This is a genomic window from Bacteroides sp. 2_2_4 (assembly GCF_000157055.1).
GTDB classification, from domain to species: domain Bacteria; phylum Bacteroidota; class Bacteroidia; order Bacteroidales; family Bacteroidaceae; genus Bacteroides; species Bacteroides ovatus.
The window spans coordinates 108742-129531 of record NZ_EQ973367.1 but is presented as its reverse complement, the minus strand read 5'-3'; the positions used below and the strand labels follow the sequence as shown (position 1 = coordinate 129531).

Below are 20790 nucleotides of genomic sequence, written 5' to 3'. Positions count from 1 at the left end.
CCATGTTTAACAGATATATAATCTCAGAGTCTTCAAGTTTATTGGATGCTCTTAAAGCAATAAATGCAATTGAAAGAGGTGAGGCTTTTACTCTATTTGTTTCTGACTCTGATAATAGGATTGTAGGCACTTTGACAGATGGTGATGTTCGAAGAAGTTTAATCGACGGAAAGAATCTTTCATCTTCTGTCTCTGATGTTGCGAATAGGAAGTTTACTTATCTCAAAGCTGGCAATTATGATGTGAAACAAATCCACATTGCAAAAGAAAAAGGCATTGAACTTCTTCCGGTCCTCAACGAGCAAATGCAGATTGTGGATGTTGTAAACCTGAAGAAGCAGAAGTCCTATCTACCAATCGATGCCGTTCTTATGGCTGGTGGCAAAGGCGAGCGCCTTCGTCCGCTTACAGAGAAGACTCCAAAACCATTGCTAAAGGTTGGTAATAAGTGCATTATTGACTATAACATTGATCGTCTCATCAGCTATGGTGTCCGTCATCTCTCTGTAACTGTCAACTACCTCAAAGAGCAACTCGAAGAGCACTTTGCAGAACCAAGAGGCAACGTACAGGTAAAGACAGTTCGTGAACCTAAGTTCCTTGGTACCATAGGTAGTATCAAGTTCGTGGAGCACTTCTACAATGATACTGTCCTCCTGATGAATAGTGACCTCTTTACTAATATCGACTATGAGGACTTTTTCCTTCACTTCAAGGAGCATGATGCCGATATGAGTATTGCCGCTGTTCCTTACACTATATCAGTACCTTACGGTATATTCGAATTGGATGGCCGTAATGTGAAGGGCGTATTGGAGAAGCCAACCTACAATTATTATGCTAATGCTGGTATCTACCTTATTAAGCGCGAGCTCCTCGAGCTTATTCCTGAAGGAGATTTCTTCAATGCCACCGACTTCATGGATATGCTTATGAATAAGGGTTATAAGGTTATCCGTTTCCCTCTTAATGGAACCTGGATTGATATAGGCAATCCGCAGGAATATCAAAAAGCAAAAGAATTAGTAAAACATATAAAATAGATTATACATGAAAACGGTTTTAATAGCAGGTGCGGGGCAGTTAGGTAGCCGTCATCTACAGGGTGTAAAAACATCAAAACACGAACTTGATATATGGGTTTATGACTTAAGCGAAGATTCATTGGCAGTTGCAGAAGAGAGATATAATCAAGTGGAGTCTGATAATAAAACTGCTCATTTCGTTAACTCATTAGATCTTGTTCCAGCAGAATTGGATGTTGTTATAGTTGCGTCTAGTTCTAAGCCTCGATACACAATTGTAAGTCAGTTGCTTTCAACGCATAGTGTTAAATATCTTGTGCTCGAGAAGTTCCTTTTCCCGAAGCTAAGCGATTATTCCGAAATAGATGAGCTTCTTAAAAAGAAAGGGGTAATGACGTGGGTTAACTGTCCTCGACGTATGTGGGAGGGCTATGAATATATTAAGTCTCTTATTGTTCCTGAATTACCTGTAGAATATACCTTTGAAGGTGGCGAATGGGGCATGTGCTGCAATACTATCCACTTTGTCGACATTTTTATGGCATTGAATGGTGCAGCATCTTTTGAGTTTTGTATAGATGATTTAGAGCAGGAGGTTGTTGATAGCAAACGTCCTGGTTATGTAGAAATCCATGGTACCGAGAGATTTACAACTGCAAATGGTAGCGTTTTGAGATTAACATCAACAACGGCATTTGATGGTGTGTCTCGTTCGATTATAAAAAATGGAAATAATATAATTGAGTATTTTGAGGGTAAGGGAGAAATCGTAGTTAATGGAGAACTTAAAAATGTACCTGTTCACTATCAGAGTGGTCTATCCGGAATATTGATAGACGAGCTTCTAGAAAAGGGAAGTTGTAGGCTTGCTAATTATGAACAATCAGCATCTTACCATGTCGCATATCTTAGCAAGATTGCACCATTTATCAATAAAATTAAGGGCTGGACTTCTGAATCGTGCCCGATAACCTAATTTATTAAAATAAAGCGTATGAATATTTGGATTATTGGTGCAGGATTGATTGCACAAGAATACGGAAAGGTGTTGAACAGCCTTGGCTATGATTATACTGTTATTGGCCGTGGAGAAACAAGCGCACAGAAGTATAAGGAAGTTGTAGGGAGAGATATTGTTATTGGAGGATTAGAAGCATTTTTAAGTACTAATCCAAGAGTAGCAGATAAGGCTATTGTTGCTACAAACCTTAGCGCCCTCAGTCAGAACACCATACAACTAATAAAGTATGGGGTAAAAGAGATATTTTGTGAAAAACCCGGTTTTCTATATCCTGAGGAGTGCGAAGAGGTTGTTAAGGTAGCGCAAGCCAATCATGCAAAAGTCTACCTTGCGTATAATCGTAGATTCTTTGCTTCAGTCCTTAAAGCTCAAGAGATAATCGCGGAAGATGGTGGGGTAAAATCTTTTAACTTTGAATTCACTGAATGGGGACATGTTATAGAAAAGATGGATAAACCCAAGGGAGATCTTGAGAATTGGATGTATGCAAATTCTTCCCATGTTATAGATCTCGCTTTCTACCTCGGAGGAAATCCTGTACAGATAAATTGCTTTACTTCTGGGGAGCTCTCATGGCATAAGCCTGCGGCTTTTGCTGGAGCAGGAATGACAGAAAAGGGCGCACTATTCAATTATTGCGCAAACTGGGCTGCACCAGGTCGTTGGGGTGTTGAAATCTTAACAGCTAAGCATCGTCTTTACCTTCGTCCAATGGAACAACTTCAGATACAGAATATAGGTAGTGTCACTATCACTCCTGTTGAAATTGATGACCATTTGGATAAGGAATTTAAACCAGGTTTTTATCTTGAGACGAAAGCTTTTGTTGAGAATTGTACGAGTAATTTGTGTCCTATTATGGAACAATTGGGACATTTGAATGACATATACGTTAAAATCAAGGGATTATGATGCAATTGCTTTTCAGCTTTAAGTTGTTTCGCAAGTTCTTTCGATGGTATCTTTTACGCCATGTGAAAAGCCATCGAGGGGAACTTTTCCTAGGACCGGCACCTACTATGTTGACTCGTAATACAATCCTGGGGTTAAATCCTAATTTCAATGGGTTAATTATACAGGGTTTGGGTAATGTAACCTTTGGTGACAATTTCCATTCTGGTGAACATTGTCGTATTATTACATCTAATCATAATTTTGAAGGTGAAGCATTACCATATGACTCAACAATGATTCATAAAGATGTTATCATTGGTAATAATGTTTGGTTAGGATATGGAGTCATAATCTTGGGAGGAGTATCAATTGGAGACGGAGCTATTATTCAAGCAGGTGCTGTGGTGGTTAAAGATATTCCGAAGTGCGGTATTGCAGGAGGTGTACCAGCTAAGGTATTTAAGTATAGAGACATAGCACATTATGAAGAGTTAGTTTCTGCAAAAAAATCATTAATTCATGTCTAAACTTCTCAAGAATACAGCATATTATGGTATTGTACCAGCTGTCCCTAAGGTTGTAAGCATTTTATTGCTACCCTTGCTGACTATGCATCTTACTTCTGTCGATTACGGAATCGCCGGAACTATTGTAGCCTATACTACAGCTATAGCAGCTTTCTCAACTTTGGGGTGTACTGCATTTATCACAAGCAGTTTCTATCACTACGGTAGTCATTATAAAATTATCTGGAGACAGGTATATGGATTCCTACAATATTGGATGGTTCTTTTTGCCATTCTTCAATCCGTCCTTCTATACTTTATAATTCCAGAAGAGGCCATAGAAAATCGTTGGCTAATAATAATATTAGCGAATTTTAACAATGTCTTTTTTGGACCATCCGCAATTCTGGGTGCTATGTATTATAGGCTTAATCAGGAACCTAAGCCTGTTGTATTCAGGAGTTTAGCGTGTGGGTTGATAACAGTTTTTTCCAATCTGATATTTATAGTATATTTAGAAAGTGGCTATATGGGCTGGTATATTAGCTCTTTCTTGGGTACATTCTGTATTAATGCGTCATATTGGTATGTCCTAAATCATAGATTAGGCTTGAAACCTTCCTACATATTAAACCTAAAGGCTATTAAACATGTGTTGAAAGTTTCTCTCCCTACAATCCCCCATGCGTATTCTACATATTTGATTAATGGATCAAATAAGTTTGTAATGGATAGAGCGAATACACCGCTAAGTGCAATAGGTCAATTTAATTTTGCTTCGGAATTCATGAGCTATTTTGAATTGTTTGCCTCTGCCGTAAATTCAGCGATTTCTCCCATGTTTATGGAAGAACTGAAGCGTGGTAATATCCTGGCGTCTCACAGGATATTTAAGCAATCTCTGGTATTTTTTTCTATCGCTGTATGCGGATTTATTATATGGTCGCGAGAGATCTTTCTAGTAATGGTACGGAATGAAGATTTATCAAGCACTTATTGGATTGCTTCTATTTTAGTTGCAGGTTTTATACACCGCCCTCTGTATCTTGCCGTTACTTCCGCTATGTTTTACTATGAGAAGACAGCGTCTTTGATGAAAATATCTCTTACTGGTGGCCTGATTGCATTCCTTGGCTATTGTATGTGCATTCCTTTATGGGGAATTACATCTGCTGCTATTATAACATATCTTTCATTTTTAGCGATTGGGTATTTGGGATATGTCCTACCTTCAACAAGAAAGTTGTATATTTTACCTTATAAGGTATGGAATATATTTATAGCTCTTCACGCCCTCTTAGTTGTCGCTTTTTTTATAATGCAAACACCTTTATATATAAAAGTTATATTTTCAATATCAATATTAATTCTATTGAATAAAATCAGGAATAATTTATGATTGAAATTGTATTTATCTGTATATATATTACAATTATATATTTGGTTTTTTCATCGTTGTCTTCTAAAGATTATTGGGGTGTAGTAGGATTTGTGCTGCTTTTAATGACCTTCTCCCCGATGATGCAGTATATTTATTTCCCAGAGTACAAAATGGACACAGTTCTTTCATATAGACAGTTGCCATTTAAACGTGTATGGTTGGAGTATATACAGGCATTTATACTGATACTCATCTATAAAAAGATTCCTGGAATCGGGCCAAACAGGCTAATAGTTCGTTTCGTGTCGTTGTACATACTGGTTAATCTGTTTCAATTTGTTAATACTCAGGACTTCATAAGGTCATTAAATGGCTATTGGCTGTCTGTCGTCAATCCTTCTATATTTGCCCTTATTGCAAGCAAAGTGCTAAATTGTAACATTCATAAAGAGAGCACTATTTTGAGTGTAATATTTAAGTATCTCTTCATTGTCTTAGGATTATTCTTTGTAATCTCAATATTTAACTTTTTCAGAGGTGGAGTTGTTCAATATGATCCTGATTATGAAGGCCTATTTATATATGGTATAGGATCCGGATTGGGTGTTTTTCGCGATAGAATTTTGATGACAAATGTTTTTATGTTCCTCCCATTGCTATTTTTGCCACATGATAGTATAGTAAAAAAAAATCTTACTAAGAAACGATTAATTCTATTCACTCTTGGAATATTTTTGATATTGTTACTTAGCAATTCACGAACAATGTATATGGCAGTATTGCTCATGCTTCTATTAGTTACAATATTTAATCCATTCCAAAATAAAACGGAGATGATTAAAATTCTTGTTGGTGTTGCATGTTTGTCAATAGTTGTGAACATTGTTAGTTCTGGCGTAGATATTACAGAAGTTATATCTGATCGTTTTACAAATCAGGGTACAAATATGTTCGAATCAGCAAAGGAGGATGAGCGATACGAGATATGGTCTACGGCAAAAGATTTTGCAGAAGATACTCACTATTTAGGAATAGGCTTTGCAAATTTTAACCTTAAATACGCAGGTAGAGCTGGTAACTACTCAAATGCACATAGTATGTACTATACAACCTTAGCAGAAAGAGGAATTATGGCTCTTATCTGGCTTGTTTACACTTTGCTGTTCATTGCATTTAGAAGCTACAAAGAAATGAAAAATAGAACGAGAATGTTAGGTTCTATCTTGTTTATTGGTATTTTATGTTTTTCCTTTGTTGTATATACGGGTGAAGATTTGTTTAATGTGTCCCAGGTTGCTTATGCTCTACCGCCTTATTTTATAATGTTAGCATTGTCGTTAAGTTTGTCTTATAATAATATTCAATCAGATGAAAGCATATATTCATAAACTTTATGACGAAATCTTATGCAAGGAACAGAGCAATGATATAATTATATCAGGAGCTTCATCATTAAAAGTGATTATTTTAATTGTAAGTAAGTTGTTAAATCAAATTTTAATAACAATCACTTCAATTTTCAAAGAGAATCCTGATATTTCAAGCAAGACTGTATGTATTGTTTTGACACAGAATCAAATGCGTTCTGTTTCTCCTTTAGTCGACGATTCAATAGCGGTAATTAGGCCTAGGCTTGATTCTGCGAATATATCAAATTCTAGGATATTTTATTTTCCTGCCTTGGTGTATTTCTGGGATTTTATATTCCAAGTGAGTTACATAATTAAGAGATCTAACACATCTTGGAAACAAATTTACAATGCTGCAGCTTATTATTATTATTACAAATCCTTTAAAAGGTACTTCTCAAAAAACAGACCTAAGTCAGTTGTAATAACGAATCCATCACATCCTATTTTAAGATCGTCAGTTCTTGCTGCCCATGATTTAAAAATTCCTACTGTTTATTTACCCCACGCAAGTGCAAGTCCTTTATATCCTACCATTAAAACGGATTATGCACTTTTAGAAGGCACGGATGCTCTCCATCTGTATCGATTTGCAGATTTTACGAAGAAGATATTATTAGGGTCACCAAGGCTTGATCCATATATAAAAATGAAAAGGATAGAGCACCAAGGTATTAATATTCTTGTTGCAGCAAATTTGCTTGATGATATCGAGAAAGTGTATGAACTTTTCTGTTTGCTAAAAAATAACGATAGTACTAAACATTGCAGATTTTTATTTAGACCACATCCTAACCTATCTGTGGATTGTGATAAGTTTGCAAAATTAGGCATTGAGGTAATATCTCCTAAACAAGAGTCGTGCCTTGAATCATTAGAACGTACGGATGTTTTGATTTCTGCAAATTCAACAATATTTTTTGAGGCAATATATTTGCCAATCCGATGCTATTATTATGATTTTGTTAAGGATGGCTTAGTAAAAGATAGTTATAATCTCAAATCATATAAATTTGTTAATTATTTAAGTATAGATGTAAAGATAGATACTACTCCTTTTTATATAGATAAGGAGGAAGCTGATAGAATAGATATCAATATGCAATCGAAACAAGTCTCCTCCGATTTAATCGTTAAATTCCTGAACAATACTATCCAATGAAAATCTTAATAATTACAGCATGTTATCCTGGCGTGGATATTCCAAAGGATATAACTCCTGTGGTTCATTATTTTGCTAGGCAATGGGTAAAATCAGGACATGACGTTCATGTCATTCATAGTGTCCCCAAATTCCCTCAAATTGTTTATCCTTTATTGATGATGTGCAAGAATCTCATACAAAACAAGTATGGAGGTTCTTTTTTAACACGTCCACTAAAAGATGATGACTATGTGTTAGAGGGTGTGCATGTTCATCGCAGATCAATTTACAAATCTTATCCTCATAGTCTTTATACTGACAAGAGTCTTAATCAGCATGCAAAACAGATTGAAGACTTTGTTAAAAGTAATAGTTATATACCAGATGTTATTTCTATACACTGGGACAGACCAGGTCTTAATATAATAAGTAGGTTACTAAAGAAATATAATATCCCGGTAGCATTCATAGCGCATGGAGCACCACCAGCCACCTCTGCTAATATTGAGGCTTTAAAATCAATAAGCTTAATTGGATACCGTTCTGAACCTATTCGCCAAGATTGTATAAAACAGTTTGACCTTAGTGATAAACAGCAATTTATGTGCTATTCGGGAATACCTCAAGCGTTAATACCTAATGAGGTAGACTCTGTCTCAAGTCGAAGACGAATTTATACGTACGTTGGTATTATGGTAAAAAGAAAGCATCCTGAGGCTTTACTTGAAGCTTTAAAGAATGACAAAGGCTCTTATTTTATTAATTATATAGGAACTGGAGCAATGCAGAGTGATTTAAAGGCTTTATCGCAAAAGTACAAGATGGCACAAATGGTAAACTTTGCTGGTCGTGTCCCTCGCGAAAAAGTTTGTAAATTACTACAAGAAACAAAGTGTTTCATAATGATTAGTTCTGGTGAGGCGTTCGGATTAGTATACATTGAAGCAATGGCAAACGGCTGTATTACCATAGCGTCGCGTGGCGAAGGAATGGATGGGATTATTCAAGATGGAATAAATGGTTTTTTGTGCGAATCAGGCAATTACACGGAATTAAAAAATATTCTCGACAGGATAGAATCAATGTCATGTCTCGAATTAGATTCAATAGCTGATGCTGCGAGGAAAACTGTCAATCAGTTAACAGACGAGATTGTTGCTGATATGTATTTACGAGAACTTATGAAAATTGCCAAACATTAGTAATTAGAAACTTAGTCAAAACTATATGAAAGTAGTTCTTCTTGCCGGTGGCTTCGGCTCACGCATCAGTGAAGAAAGCCAGTTCAAACCCAAGCCAATGATCGAGATTGGCGGTATGCCTATTCTTTGGCACATCATGAAGGAGTATGCCTACTATGGACATACTGAGTTTATCATCTGTGCAGGTTACAAGCAGGAGTATATCAAGGAGTGGTTTGCCAACTACTTCCTTCACAATTCTGACGTCACCTTCGACTACCGCAATGGTAAGAACGAGATGACCGTTCATCAGACCAATATGGAGCCTTGGAAAGTAACTGTAGTCGATACCGGCTACAATACCATGACCGGTGGCCGCATCAAGCGCATCCAACAGTATGTGGGCAACGAGCCTTTCCTCATGACCTATGGCGATGGCGTGTGTGATGTGGAGATTGACAAGCTCATCGAGTTTCACAAGAGCCATGGTAAGCTCGCTACACTTACTGCCGTCAAGATGGCTCAGGACAAGGGTGTACTGGATATCACCAAGGATCAGGCCGTTCGAGCATTCCGTGAGAAGTCTGCTTCTGATGGCGCTCCTATCAATGCGGGCTATATGGTGCTCCAGCCTGAGGTATTCGACATGTTCCCTGGTGGCGATTCATGTGTCTTCGAGAAAACTGCTCTTGTACAGCTCGCAGAACAAGGCGAACTGATGTCTTACGTACATACTGGCTTCTGGCAGTGTATGGATAACATCCGCGAGAAGAGCATGCTCGAGAAACTCCTTGCCGAGGATAAGGCTCCTTGGAAGCGTTGGGATCGTGTTGTTCCAGAAATTCCTGATTACGCAAAATAATACTTCGATAAACTCAGTAACCAAAGAAATGGAAAATATATTTGAATTCTATAAAGGTAAGCGTGTGTTCCTGACAGGTCACACAGGCTTCAAAGGTTCTTGGATGTGCAAGATGCTTGCCAATGCAGGAGCCATCGTGACCGGTTATTCACTCGAAGCACCTACAGAGCCTTCGCTCTTCAAGATAGCTAATATCGAGGGTGACATCCACTCTGTGATTGGTGACATTCGCGATATGGCTGCTCTTAAGGCTGCTTTCGATGAGGCACAACCTGAGATTGTTCTGCACCTTGCAGCTCAACCTATTGTGCGTGACTCTTATAAGGATCCTGTCTATACCTACGAGACTAACGTCATGGGTACAGTCAATATCCTAGAGTGCGTTCGCCAATCGAACTGTGTAAAGTCGTTCCTCAATGTAACTACCGATAAGGTTTATCTCAACAAGGAATGGAACTGGGGCTATCGCGAGAACGAGGAGTTGGACGGATATGATCCTTACTCTAACTCCAAGTCTTGTTCAGAGCTCGTTACCCACAGCTACAAGCGTTCCTTCTTTACCGACAAGGACGGACAGCCTATCATTCCTATATCTACTGCTCGTGCAGGTAACGTTATCGGTGGTGGTGATTTTGCTAATGACCGTATCATTCCTGATTCAATTCGTGCAGCTGCAAAGCATGAGGATATTGTGGTTCGTAATCCGTTCTCTACTCGTCCTTACCAGCACGTTCTGGAACCTCTGTACGCATATCTCGTAATCGCCATGAAGCAGTACGAGGATAGCAAGTATGCCGACTACTATAACGTAGGTCCGGATGATGTAGATTGCTTCCAGACAGGTGCACTCGTTGACCTCTTTGTTACCAAGTGGGGTGAGGGCATGCGTTGGATCAACAAGTACGATGGCGGTCCTCATGAGGCCAACTTCCTTAAACTTGATTGCTCTAAGCTGAAGACCACCTTCGGCTGGACTCCTCGTTGGAATCTCGATGAAGCCATGGAGAAGATTGTTGAGTGGAGCAAGTGCTGGCTCGCTGGTGGCGATGTTCGTGCTTGTATGGATAAGCAGATTGCAGAGTTTTTAGGTAAATAACCTGATAACCTCAATAACCAAATAAACTCTTATTCAAATAATGAAGAAAGTTATCATAACCGGAGCGAACGGCTTTATTGGCTCTTCGCTCATCAAGAAGATGGTAGCCAACAACGTTGAGGTGGTTGCCGTTGATATTACTTTTGCAGGCGACCGTCTGCCTGCTACCGACCTCATCACCAAGATTGAGCCGGGTGTGGATGCAGCTCTTGCCGACAAGATTCCTGCTGGCGAATATGATGCATTCTACCACCTTGCTTGGAGAGGTGTCAACGGAGCTGAGAAAGCAGACCCTACCGTTCAGCTTGCCAATATCCAGATGGCTGTCGATTGTGCCAACATCTGCAAGAAGTTGAGCGTGAAGAAATACCTTTGTGCAGGTACGGTTGCTGAGAACGCAACCTTCAGCCTCTCTAACCTTCAGCAGACTTCTGGCGGTATGATGTATGGTGTTGCAAAGCATGCTTGTCGACTTATCGTAGAGGACTACTGCAAGAACATCGGTCAGAACTTCGTATGGATGCAGTTCTCTAATATCTATGGTGTAGGCAACAAGACCGGCAATCTGGTCAGCTACACACTTGGCGAACTGATGGCAGGCAAAGAGGCTACTTTCAGTCCTGCACTCCAACCATACGATTTTATCTATGTAGAAGATCTGATTGAGGCAGTCTATCGCCTTGGAGCCAACGAAACCAAGAAGGCTTTCTACTATATCGGTTCCGGCTCTCCTCGCATCCTGAAGAATTATCTCCTTCGCATTGGCGAATTGGTTGGTTATGCTGACAAGGTAGGCATCGGCATCCGTCCTGATGATGGCATCAAGTACTCAATGGACATGTTTTGCAACAAAGACCTTGTTGAGGCTGTTGGAGAGTATGTCTCTACCGACTTTGATAATGGTATCAACAAAACAATTGCTTGGCTCAAGAGCCTTTAGCCTCTTAAACCATTAAACTTTAAACATTTACGAAAATGGTTCGGAAATTTGAATTCAAGGAACTTGAAATGAAGGGTGCTTTTGAGATTACACCCTTCTATGCTACTGACGAACGTGGTGGCTTTGTCAAGGATTATAATATCGACATGTTCAAGGCCAATGGTATTGAGCATGAACTTAAGGAAGTATTCTACACCATATCCAAGAAGGGTGTTATTCGTGCTATGCACTTTCAGCTCGTGAAGCAGCAGGCAAAGTTGGTTCGTTGCATCAGCGGACACGTGTATGATGTTATCATCGACCTCCGTCCTGATTCGCCTACCTTCGGCAAGTGGCAAGGCTTTGACCTTACCGGAGATAATCAGAAAACCCTCTATATACCTCAGTTCTTCGGTCATGGCTACCTTGTGCTCGAGGATTCTGTTGTCAGCTATAAGTGTGGTGAAGTTTTCTATGGGGAAGGTGATGCTGGTATCAGCTACAATGATCCCGACATGGGCATCGTATGGCCTTTTGACAAGATTGGTGGCATCGAGAATATGATTATCTCAGAGAAGGACAAGAACCTGATGAGTTTGAAGGAGTATATGGAAAAAATAAAGTAAGACAACACATGGCAGCAAATTTAGCAGTAGTAATCAGTTCCTGCGATCTGTATAGTGATTGTTGGAAGCCACTATTTCATTCCATCCATCAGTATTGGAGTGACTGCCCATATTCAATATATCTCATCAGTAATCACAAAGATAGTGGTGATGAGAGCATAAGAACGATTAAAGTGGGTGAGCATCTTGGCTGGGGAAGTAATACAAAGAAGGCACTGGCAGAGATACATGAAGAGTATATACTATATCTACAGGAAGACTATTTTCTTGGGGCTCCAATGAGTACAGATGCAGTAGAGAAGCATGTGCATTTTTGTTCGGATAATAATGTTGATTATATTCGTTTGGAAGCTCCATATCGAGATAATCTCCCTATCCATGGGAATATAGATTATTGCGAGGACCCTGTTGCTGCCAAATATGCTTTCAGTCTTCAACCTTCTATTTGGAAAAAAGATAGCCTCCATCAGTTCTGTATAGAAGGATGGACTGGTTGGGACTACGAACGTAATATTTGTGATTATATTCAGAAGAACAAAATTAATATAAGGGGCTCGGTCGTAAACTCTAAACGCAAAGCAGATATAGGTTTCCCAATGGTAGACGGTACAGGAATTCGCAAAGGTATATGGACGCGCGAAGGCTACCGTTATCTTATCGAGAATGGCTTTAATGTTGAAGCAGCTGGCCGTAAGGTAGAGGGTAAGTTTATGTCATGTTGCATGAAGCAACATGGTTTTTTCAAGATTCCAGCTCGTGTTATAATACGCATCATGCAAAAGTTTATGAGTCGGTAATTAATCAAGCAGACAAATGGCGCGATGCTGCTGATCGAATCAGTTGTCTGCTACAAATAATATTCTGATAATGCTAAACATTCTAATAGACGCATACGCAATAGCTCCTAACTGGGGAAGCGAGCAAGGAATGGGTTGGAACTGGGTGAGCAATCTTGCCAAATTCTGCAATCTGTATATCATAACAGAAGGCGAGTGGCAAACGGAGATTGAACAATCCCTATCCGCTGCCATGATGAATAATATGGATAAGACAGTCAACCCTACAGGACTCACTCGCCATCAGGCAGAAAACATGCACTTCTTTTACCTACCGGTATCGAAGGAGGTGCGTGAGATGTGCTGGAACCAGGGCACATGGAAGTTCTATATGTACTATGAGCAGTGGGAGAGACGAGCCTATGAAAAAGCACAAGAGATTATTTCAGAGCTTAAAGCTGAGAGTTTAGAGCTTAAAGAACATCGTGAGATTGATGTGATACATAAGCTCAATATGATCTGCTATCGTGAGCCCGGGTACCTATGGAAGATAAAAAACAAGCCTTTCNTATGGGGGCCTATAGGTGGTTATGCCGGTATGACGAATCCATACATGAAAGACGAACCCATTGTGTCGTTGTTTAAGGAGAACCTGAAGAACTTTCTGAACTATCTTACCTTCCATTTCCAGCCTCGTGTGGGTAAGGCTGCCAGACGTGCAGATGCCATAGTAGGTGCATATAAGGAGACCTATGAGGCACTTCGTGATGTGTATCGTCCGGATACGGTTCTGATAAACGAGACAGGTGCATTTATTGACGAGACTTCCAAGCCTCATGCTTCGGACAAGAAGGAACTGAACCTACTATGGGTGGGAAAATATGACCTTCGTAAGCAGCTCGGAATTGCCATCCGCACTATGGAACTGCTGAAAGATAAGAAGAACATCCACCTGTGGGTAGCCGGTAATGGATATCCGAAGGATGTGGAGAAGTACACCAAGATGGTAGAGGACAAGGGTCTGAAAGAGAACGTACACCTGATGGGAGTTGTGCCTAACGTCAAGACTCGTGAGATGATGAAGGAGATGGATATTTTCTTCTTCACCAGTGTGCATGATGCCACCTCTACTGTAGTTCCCGAAGCCATCAGTGCCGGACTGCCTGTAGTTTGTCACGACATGCGAGGTTTTGGTGTAATTGTGGATGACGAGATTGGTCGCAAGGTACAACCCAAGGATCCCGAAGCCAGCGCACAGGAGTTCGCTAAGATCATAGCCGACCTGGATACCGAGCGTGACACTCTTCGTCAACTCTCAGCCGGATGTATCGATCGCCAACGCGAAATATCATGGGAAGCCAATGCCCGCAAGATGGTCAAGGAGTACGAGAAGGCGGTTGAGAGGTTTAAGGCAAAGAAGAAATAGAGGTATCAAGCCGGTCGCAAGAAGTCCGAAGTGCAATTCACCGAAGCACTGTTTGAAAGACCAAGCTCGAGTGCTTGAAGAAAAGTATGGAGTAAAGGATAATCAGGTGACAAGGCGAGAAGCTGACAATTGGATTGTCCAGCCTGCTAAAAAATCATTTCGATTAAGTTGGCTTTGCCGACTTGTTGTTGCCCCGGCATAACAATCAAGCTGGCTTGTTGTTCTACACTTTGCTTCTATCAAGTTGACATTTGACATTCTATCTGGTGGATGAGTGTTTATTAAATTAATAACCGTCTCCTTTTAACGAACCATAAACAGGTGAACTAATCCATAGTTCGCCAAATGTTATATTACCAGAATTTTCTACCACATTGAACAAACGAATAGAAAAAAAAATTGGACTCTGCTGAGGTCTGCATTGGGTGAAACCGATTGCAGTCTTGTAGGTTATGGAACGTTGACAGAAAAGGACTGGAACGTACTATATGATTTGGCTAGCAATCAGGGGCTGACGGAAACTGTTTTTAGCGCTATTGAAAAATTGCCTAAGAGCCAGTTGCCCCCTATGGATCTCCTCATGGATTGGCTGGGGCAGGTGGAATACATAAAGAGCAGTAACGAGGGCTATCGAGAGAAGGCACATGATCTGCTGGAGGTGTACCGTTCTAAGGGTATCATTTTTGTGGTTCTGAAAGGTGAATCTTGCGCTCGCTATTATCCCGATCCCGAAAAGCGGGCATTAGGTGACTTGGATGTGTTTCTGTTGGAGGAGCCTATGGAAGTTTCAAGTTTCAAATTTCAGGTTTCAGGTGACAAAGGAGTTTCAGGATGCTATATGGGTGGTCATGAGTGGGCGTATGAAGAAGGTAATCGTTTGGCTGAGATCCTTGGCGCGAAGGTGGATATCCATGACTACAAGCATTCGCACATATCCTACAAGGGTCTTATTGTTGAAAACCATCGCCTGCTGACTACTGCACGAGGGTCGAAGGAGAAAAAATCTTTTGAAATGTATCTTCAAAATCTTTTGGAGATTAGAAATTCTGCGCAATTTGAGGCTTTATTCTTAACGGTTCATGCCTACCAGCACTTTATGGAAGATGAGTTGTCGCTGAGGCAGCTTTGTGATTGGGCAATGTTTGTAAAGGCTTGTTGTAAGGAGGTGGATTGGAATGATTACTTCCAATGGATGGAGCAACTGAATATGTTGAAGTTTGCCAATGCTGTCAGATGGATCACCCAATACCAGTTTGCGATAGATGGTGATTATCCTCCTACAGCCCCCGGCATTGAGCAGTTGGCAGAACGACTATTAGATGATACCTTATGCGGCCGACATGGACAGATGTCGTCTGAGAATATTGTTAAGTACCGAATATGGCAGACGAAGAAGATATTCCACAGTAGTTGGAAGTATCGTCTGTTCCGCAACGAGAATGTATTGGTTTCATACACCAAGATGCTCTGGAACCATTGGTTTGATAAAGTATAACCCTAAAGATATGAACATATTTAATATACACATCGAGTTTGACTCAAAGATCTTCTGCAAGACTGTAGAAGATTATATTGCGAAGAAACAAAAGGCATACGTTTGTGTGGTGGACGCGAATGTAATCACCATCGCACAGAAGGACTTGAAGTATCGTGAGATAGTCAAGGGAGCCAATATCAATACCTGTGATGGTAGCTCTATCTCCAAGATGGCCAATGCTATCTATGGCACAAGCTACTCTGCCTTTAATGGTCCTGAGTTGTTTGAATACTACATCGAGCGACCATACAAGCACGTATTGGTAGGTAATACACAAAAGAAGGTGGACCAGATTAAGGCCAAGGTAGCAGAAAAAGGGCTCGACCTGGATTTAACCCATGTAGATGTGCCTTTCGTGCCGGTTGATCAGTTCGATTATCCAGCTATAGCCAAGCAGATTAACGAACTGCATCCGGATATCGTATGGGTGTCGTTAGGTGCTCCTAAGCAGGAAACTTTCATTCATAACATCTTCCCCTGCATAGAGCAAGGAGTATTGTTCGGCATTGGAGCTGCCTTCAATTTCTATACCGGAGACCTTCATAACAATAAGAAGGAGATCCGAGGCCTCCGCTTCATCTGGTTGGAGCGCATTTTCAAGGAGCCCAAGAAGCAGCTCTCACGTGTAGGCAAATTCCTCCTGATGATGCCTAAGATGTATCTGGAGGAAAAGAAGAGAGCAAAGGCGATGAAAAGAAAAATGGTGGAATGTAAATAATGCAATATATGACAAAAGTACTTATAACAGGTGCTGGCTCCTATGTAGGCGAGTCAGTGCGCAACTATATTCTCGGAACTGCTCCCGAACAGTATCAGATAGATTCCGTTGACACCATGGGCGACAATTGGAAAATGGCAGACTACAGTCAGTATGATGTGGTGTTTCATGTGGCAGGTATTGCGCATGTGAATGCTGACCCTAAGATGGAGCCACTGTATTACAAGGTGAATCGCGACCTCACCATCGAGGTGGCGAAACATGCTAAGGCCAATTGTGTGAAGCAGTTCATTTTCATGAGTTCACAGATTGTCTTCCATGAGAGCCAGTCGCTCAAAGGAGAGGTGCTGACTAAGGACACTAAAGAGAATCCTAACGGGTTCTATGGGGATAGTAAACTTCAGGCAGAACTTGGCATCAAACCACTGGAGGATGAGAATTTCAAAGTCTGCATCCTTCGTCCATGTATGATATACGGCCCGAATGCGAAGGGAAACTTCCCTCGTTTAGCAGGTCTTGCGACCAAGGTGCCTGTATTTCCTTGCTGGCACAATAAGAGAAGCATGCTCTACATAGATAATCTGTCTGAGTTTGTAAAGCAAGCAATTAAGCGCAAGTTATCTGGTACGTTCTATCCTCAAAATAAAGAGCAATCAGATACGGTTGAAATCATTCGTTATTTTGCAAAGGCAACCGGTCACAAGGTTTGGATCACCAAACTGCTGAATCCGTTTGTGTGGTTAGGCAGTTTTGTGTTGCAGCCTATCAACAAGATGTTTGCTACATACTACTACGACCCGGAGATGTCGAAGATGGACTTTGATTATCAGTTGGTAAGTTTTGAGGAATCCCTCAAGCGTGTTGCAGAAAGTTTGGAGAAAAAATAAAGAATTTGAATATTCAAAGACCATAGTAACAGATATCTATATGAGTATTTACATTACTTACGGAATTATCTTAGTAATCTTACTTGCCCTTGAGTTGGCATACTTTAAGATTGCCGATAAGTGCAACATCATAGACAAACCCAATGAGCGTTCGAGCCATTCCACAATTGTTCTTCGTGGTGGCGGCATCATCTTCCTGCTGGGTGCATGGGTGTGGAGCGCTTTCTTCGGATTTCAATATCCCTGGTTTATTCTGGGCTTGACTCTGATCGCGGGTGTTAGCTTTATTGATGATATCCGTTCTTTGCCCGATAGCGTGCGTTTGGTAGCTCAGTTCGCAGCAGCTGCTTTGGCATTCTATCAGTTGGGTATGCTGAATGCAGCCTGGTTCTCACAATATGGCATACTGATGGGTGGATTGTTCATTATGCTCGCCCTCGTTGTGTATGTGGGTGCAACGAACGTAATCAACTTTATGGATGGCATCAATGGCATTACGGCTGGTTATGCCCTGGCAGTTCTTGCACCTCTTGCATTGGTATCAGATGATGCAGACCTAAGTCTGATTCTGGTGAGCATCATTTCGGTATTAGTATTTTGCATCTTCAACTTTCGTCCGAAAGGTAAGGCAAAGTGCTTTGCTGGTGATGTCGGTTCTATCGGTATCGCATTCATCATGCTTTTCCTTATCGGTAAGGTAATCATTGCTACTGGTGATTTTACTTATCTGATATTCTTGCTTATCTATGGTGTAGATGGCGTACTGACTATCTGCCATCGCATCATGCTTCACGAAAACCTCGGAGAGGCTCATCGTAAGCATGCATATCAATTAATGTGTAATGAACTGAAGATTGGACACGTAAAAATTAGTCTACTTTACATGGTTATGCAGTTGGCAGTATCATTAGGCTTTATTTATCTCTGTCCTAATTCCATTGCAGCCCATTGGGGATATTTGGTAGCTACTGCTATTGTCTTTGCTTTAGCATATATTCTTTTTAAAAAGAAGTACTACCATCTTCATGAGGAGTATTTGGCTTCATTAAAAAAGTAATTTATTATGATACAGATTGACAAAGATCTAATAAAGAATTTATTTGATAAGGCTGTAGTCTCGGAGCGCAAGCGTATGAATTATGATTTGCGTACTTCTGAGAGTGATACCTCTCAAAGAATGCTGAACGCAATGATGCCTGGAACTGTGGTGCCTATTCATCGCCATCCAAGAAGCAACGAGAATGTTATTCTACTTTGCGGAAAGCTCGTAGAGGTGTTGTATGATGATGAGGGAAACGAAACCGACCGCTTACTCCTTGATCCAACCTTAGGTAACTTTGGTTGTGTCGTCCCTGCTGACGTGTGGCATACAGTAGAGGTGCTTGAGCCAACAGTTATCTATGAAGCGAAAGATGTTGCTTTCGGACAGGATGGGTCAGAGATATTTGATTCCATGAAGAAACTCAAAGAGCAAATCACTTACCTCATCGGTATGGAGCGTCAGTCTGGATCCATGGATGTAGTTACTCCTCTCTACGTCAGCCGAATGCTCAATGTCCCACTTGAGGATGTTGAAAAGTGTATGAAGGAAATGGGTATATAGTGTCCTCCAGCCACGACTACACCTTATGAGAATACAACAATACAACCGATCTTTGTTGCTGTAATTACATCAACAGTTCAATCGAGATCTGGCGGAGGATGAGTTTTTATCGTTATGTTAAAATTGGATGCTTATAAGTGAGATGAAACATGTAGGTCCCTAACTTCATGCTACACACATGAAGATCCCTACATTTTGTGGTCAGGAAATACACAGCGGTGTATTCCTGATCAACGCCCTCATGTCGGTGTAAATCCGATGTGATTTCTATTATATCAACCGTCTGTGAAGATAGTTGATATTTTTTTTGTAAAGCAATGACTGATGGATAATTTTTAGTAGCTTTGTGAAAAATATGATTGATATGGAAGATTTGCAAAGATTATATCCTATCGGGATACAGACATTCTCGAAGATACGGGAGGGGAATTACCTCTATATTGATAAAACGGAATATGTTTATCGGATGACTCATTCGGCTTCCAGCTATATGTTTTTGAGCCGTCCACGACGTTTTGGGAAATCATTACTTACTTCTACGCTGCATAGCTATTTTTCCGGACGCAAGGACCTGTTTCACGGATTGGCTATGGAGAAACTGGAGAAGGAGTGGACGGAATATCCGGTGCTTCACTTTGATATGAGTATGGCGAAACATATGGATAAAGGAGGATTGGAACGTCTTCTTGATTTTATGCTTGCTGAATATGAACGTACGTTTGCTGTTAACGCAGTAGAGGGGGATGCCAATCTACGCTTAGTTAATCTTATTAAGCGTGCTTATGAGCAAACAGGTAAGAAGGTGGTTGTGCTTATTGATGAATATGATGCTCCTTTGCTTGATGTGGTACATGAACGGGAAAATCTGGATGTATTGCGTAACTTCTACAGTCCGTTAAAAGCTTGTGATCCTTATTTGCGTTATGTATTTCTGACTGGTATTACTAAATTCTCACAACTAAGTATTTTTAGTGAGTTGAATAATATAAAGAATATTAGTATGGATGAGCCATACGCTGTTATCTGTGGAATTAGTGAAGATGAGATACGTTTGCAAATGAAGGATGATTTGGAAGGATTGGCAAAGAAATTGGGGATAACACCTGAAGAGGCTTTGATGAAATTGAAAGAAAATTATGATGGTTATCATTTCACTTCTCCTTCGCCCGATATATATAATCCTTTCAGTTTGCTAAATGCTTTTGCAGATGGAAAATTTGGATCTTATTGGTTTGGTAGCGGTACGCCTACGTATCTGATAAATATGTTGAAGAAGTTTGGCGTGGAACCTTCCGAAATTGGAAATAATAGGGTTTCGGTCGAGGATTTTGATGCACCAACAGAAAGGATGACAAGTATTATCCCGCTGCTATATCAAAGTGGCTATATCACTATTAAGAATTATGATGAGGAATTAGACTTGTATACATTGAATATTCCTAATAAGGAAGTGAGAATAGGCCTGATGAAAAGTCTTCTTCCACATTATGTTGGCGGCAAAGCACCGGAAGCCAATACGATGGTGGCGTATCTTTCCCGTGATATCCGTAATGGGGATATGGATACTGCATTACGCCGTTTGCAAACGTTCCTGTCCACTATACCGCAATGCGATAATACGAAATATGAAGGACACTATCAGCAGGTTTTTTATATCATATTTAGTTTATTAGGGTATTATGTGGATGTGGAAGTTCGTACTCCTCGTGGACGGGTAGATATAGTACTTCGTACGAAGACTACATTGTATGTGATGGAACTGAAATTGGATAAAAGTGC

20 protein-coding genes are annotated in these 20790 nt (G+C 40.4%); all 20 read left to right on the top strand.

The window, feature by feature from the left end:
• The first annotated feature begins 2 nt into the window (after positions 1-2).
• Positions 3-1043 carry a nucleotidyltransferase family protein gene (locus BSCG_RS05010; protein ID WP_008777047.1) on the top strand — a complete coding sequence of 347 codons (1041 nt, stop codon included), beginning with the start codon at positions 3-5 and terminating at the stop codon, positions 1041-1043.
• Between the two features lie 7 nt (positions 1044-1050).
• A complete protein-coding gene (locus BSCG_RS05015; RefSeq protein WP_008777046.1) occupies positions 1051-2001 on the top strand; it encodes a Gfo/Idh/MocA family oxidoreductase in 951 nt (316 codons plus the stop codon).
• A gap of 18 nt (positions 2002-2019) precedes the next feature.
• Positions 2020-2958, top strand: coding sequence for a Gfo/Idh/MocA family protein (locus tag BSCG_RS05020; protein ID WP_008777045.1), 939 nt, complete (start codon positions 2020-2022; stop codon positions 2956-2958).
• On the top strand, positions 2955-3467 hold the full coding sequence (locus tag BSCG_RS30825; RefSeq protein WP_008777044.1) for an acyltransferase: 513 nt from the start codon (positions 2955-2957) through the stop codon (positions 3465-3467). Before BSCG_RS05020 ends, BSCG_RS30825 begins: the two co-directional genes overlap by 4 nt.
• Positions 3460-4845 (top strand): lipopolysaccharide biosynthesis protein, encoded by a 1386-nt coding sequence (locus BSCG_RS05030; RefSeq protein ID WP_008777043.1) that lies wholly within the window; start codon positions 3460-3462, stop codon positions 4843-4845. Before BSCG_RS30825 ends, BSCG_RS05030 begins: the two co-directional genes overlap by 8 nt.
• Positions 4842-6215 carry an O-antigen ligase family protein gene (locus tag BSCG_RS05035; protein WP_008777042.1) on the top strand — a complete coding sequence of 458 codons (1374 nt, stop codon included), beginning with the start codon at positions 4842-4844 and terminating at the stop codon, positions 6213-6215. The genes BSCG_RS05030 and BSCG_RS05035 overlap by 4 nt, the downstream gene beginning before the upstream one ends.
• Positions 6196-7398, top strand: coding sequence for a hypothetical protein (locus BSCG_RS0127870; RefSeq protein ID WP_032849724.1), 1203 nt, complete (start codon positions 6196-6198; stop codon positions 7396-7398). The genes BSCG_RS05035 and BSCG_RS0127870 overlap by 20 nt, the downstream gene beginning before the upstream one ends.
• Positions 7395-8582, top strand: coding sequence for a glycosyltransferase (locus BSCG_RS05040; RefSeq protein ID WP_008777040.1), 1188 nt, complete (start codon positions 7395-7397; stop codon positions 8580-8582). The genes BSCG_RS0127870 and BSCG_RS05040 overlap by 4 nt, the downstream gene beginning before the upstream one ends.
• A 25-nt stretch (positions 8583-8607) precedes the next feature.
• The gene (gene rfbF / locus BSCG_RS05045) at positions 8608-9423 is read left to right on the top strand and encodes a glucose-1-phosphate cytidylyltransferase (RefSeq protein ID WP_008777039.1); all 816 of its coding nucleotides are present in this window, start codon (positions 8608-8610) and stop codon (positions 9421-9423) included.
• Positions 9424-9451: 28 nt separating this feature from the next.
• Positions 9452-10519: a CDP-glucose 4,6-dehydratase gene (gene rfbG, locus BSCG_RS05050; RefSeq protein ID WP_008777038.1), complete on the top strand. Its 1068-nt coding sequence runs from the start codon at positions 9452-9454 to the stop codon at positions 10517-10519.
• 40 nt (positions 10520-10559) lie between these two features.
• The gene (locus BSCG_RS05055) at positions 10560-11459 is read left to right on the top strand and encodes an NAD-dependent epimerase/dehydratase family protein (RefSeq protein WP_008777037.1); all 900 of its coding nucleotides are present in this window, start codon (positions 10560-10562) and stop codon (positions 11457-11459) included.
• Between the two features lie 35 nt (positions 11460-11494).
• Positions 11495-12064: a dTDP-4-dehydrorhamnose 3,5-epimerase gene (rfbC, locus tag BSCG_RS05060; protein WP_008777036.1), complete on the top strand. Its 570-nt coding sequence runs from the start codon at positions 11495-11497 to the stop codon at positions 12062-12064.
• A gap of 8 nt (positions 12065-12072) precedes the next feature.
• On the top strand, positions 12073-12861 hold the full coding sequence (locus tag BSCG_RS05065; RefSeq protein ID WP_008777035.1) for a hypothetical protein: 789 nt from the start codon (positions 12073-12075) through the stop codon (positions 12859-12861).
• Positions 12862-12931: 70 nt separating this feature from the next.
• Entirely contained in the window at positions 12932-14266 is a 1335-nt protein-coding gene (locus BSCG_RS05070) for a glycosyltransferase family 4 protein (protein WP_008777034.1), read from the top strand.
• Positions 14267-14687: 421 nt separating this feature from the next.
• Complete coding sequence (locus BSCG_RS05075; RefSeq protein ID WP_032849723.1) at positions 14688-15761, top strand: nucleotidyltransferase family protein; 1074 nt, start codon at positions 14688-14690, stop codon at positions 15759-15761.
• A 10-nt stretch (positions 15762-15771) separates the two neighbouring features.
• Complete coding sequence (locus tag BSCG_RS05080) at positions 15772-16521, top strand: WecB/TagA/CpsF family glycosyltransferase (RefSeq protein WP_061448147.1); 750 nt, start codon at positions 15772-15774, stop codon at positions 16519-16521.
• An 8-nt stretch (positions 16522-16529) separates the two neighbouring features.
• Positions 16530-17408 (top strand): NAD-dependent epimerase/dehydratase family protein, encoded by an 879-nt coding sequence (locus BSCG_RS05085; RefSeq protein WP_008777031.1) that lies wholly within the window; start codon positions 16530-16532, stop codon positions 17406-17408.
• A 40-nt stretch (positions 17409-17448) separates the two neighbouring features.
• A complete protein-coding gene (locus BSCG_RS05090; protein WP_008777030.1) occupies positions 17449-18465 on the top strand; it encodes an MraY family glycosyltransferase in 1017 nt (338 codons plus the stop codon).
• A 6-nt stretch (positions 18466-18471) separates the two neighbouring features.
• A complete protein-coding gene (locus tag BSCG_RS05095) occupies positions 18472-19011 on the top strand; it encodes a WbuC family cupin fold metalloprotein (protein ID WP_008777029.1) in 540 nt (179 codons plus the stop codon).
• A gap of 355 nt (positions 19012-19366) precedes the next feature.
• Positions 19367-20790 (top strand): ATP-binding protein (locus BSCG_RS05100; RefSeq protein ID WP_032849727.1); only part of this gene is annotated, 1424 nt, incomplete at its 3' end.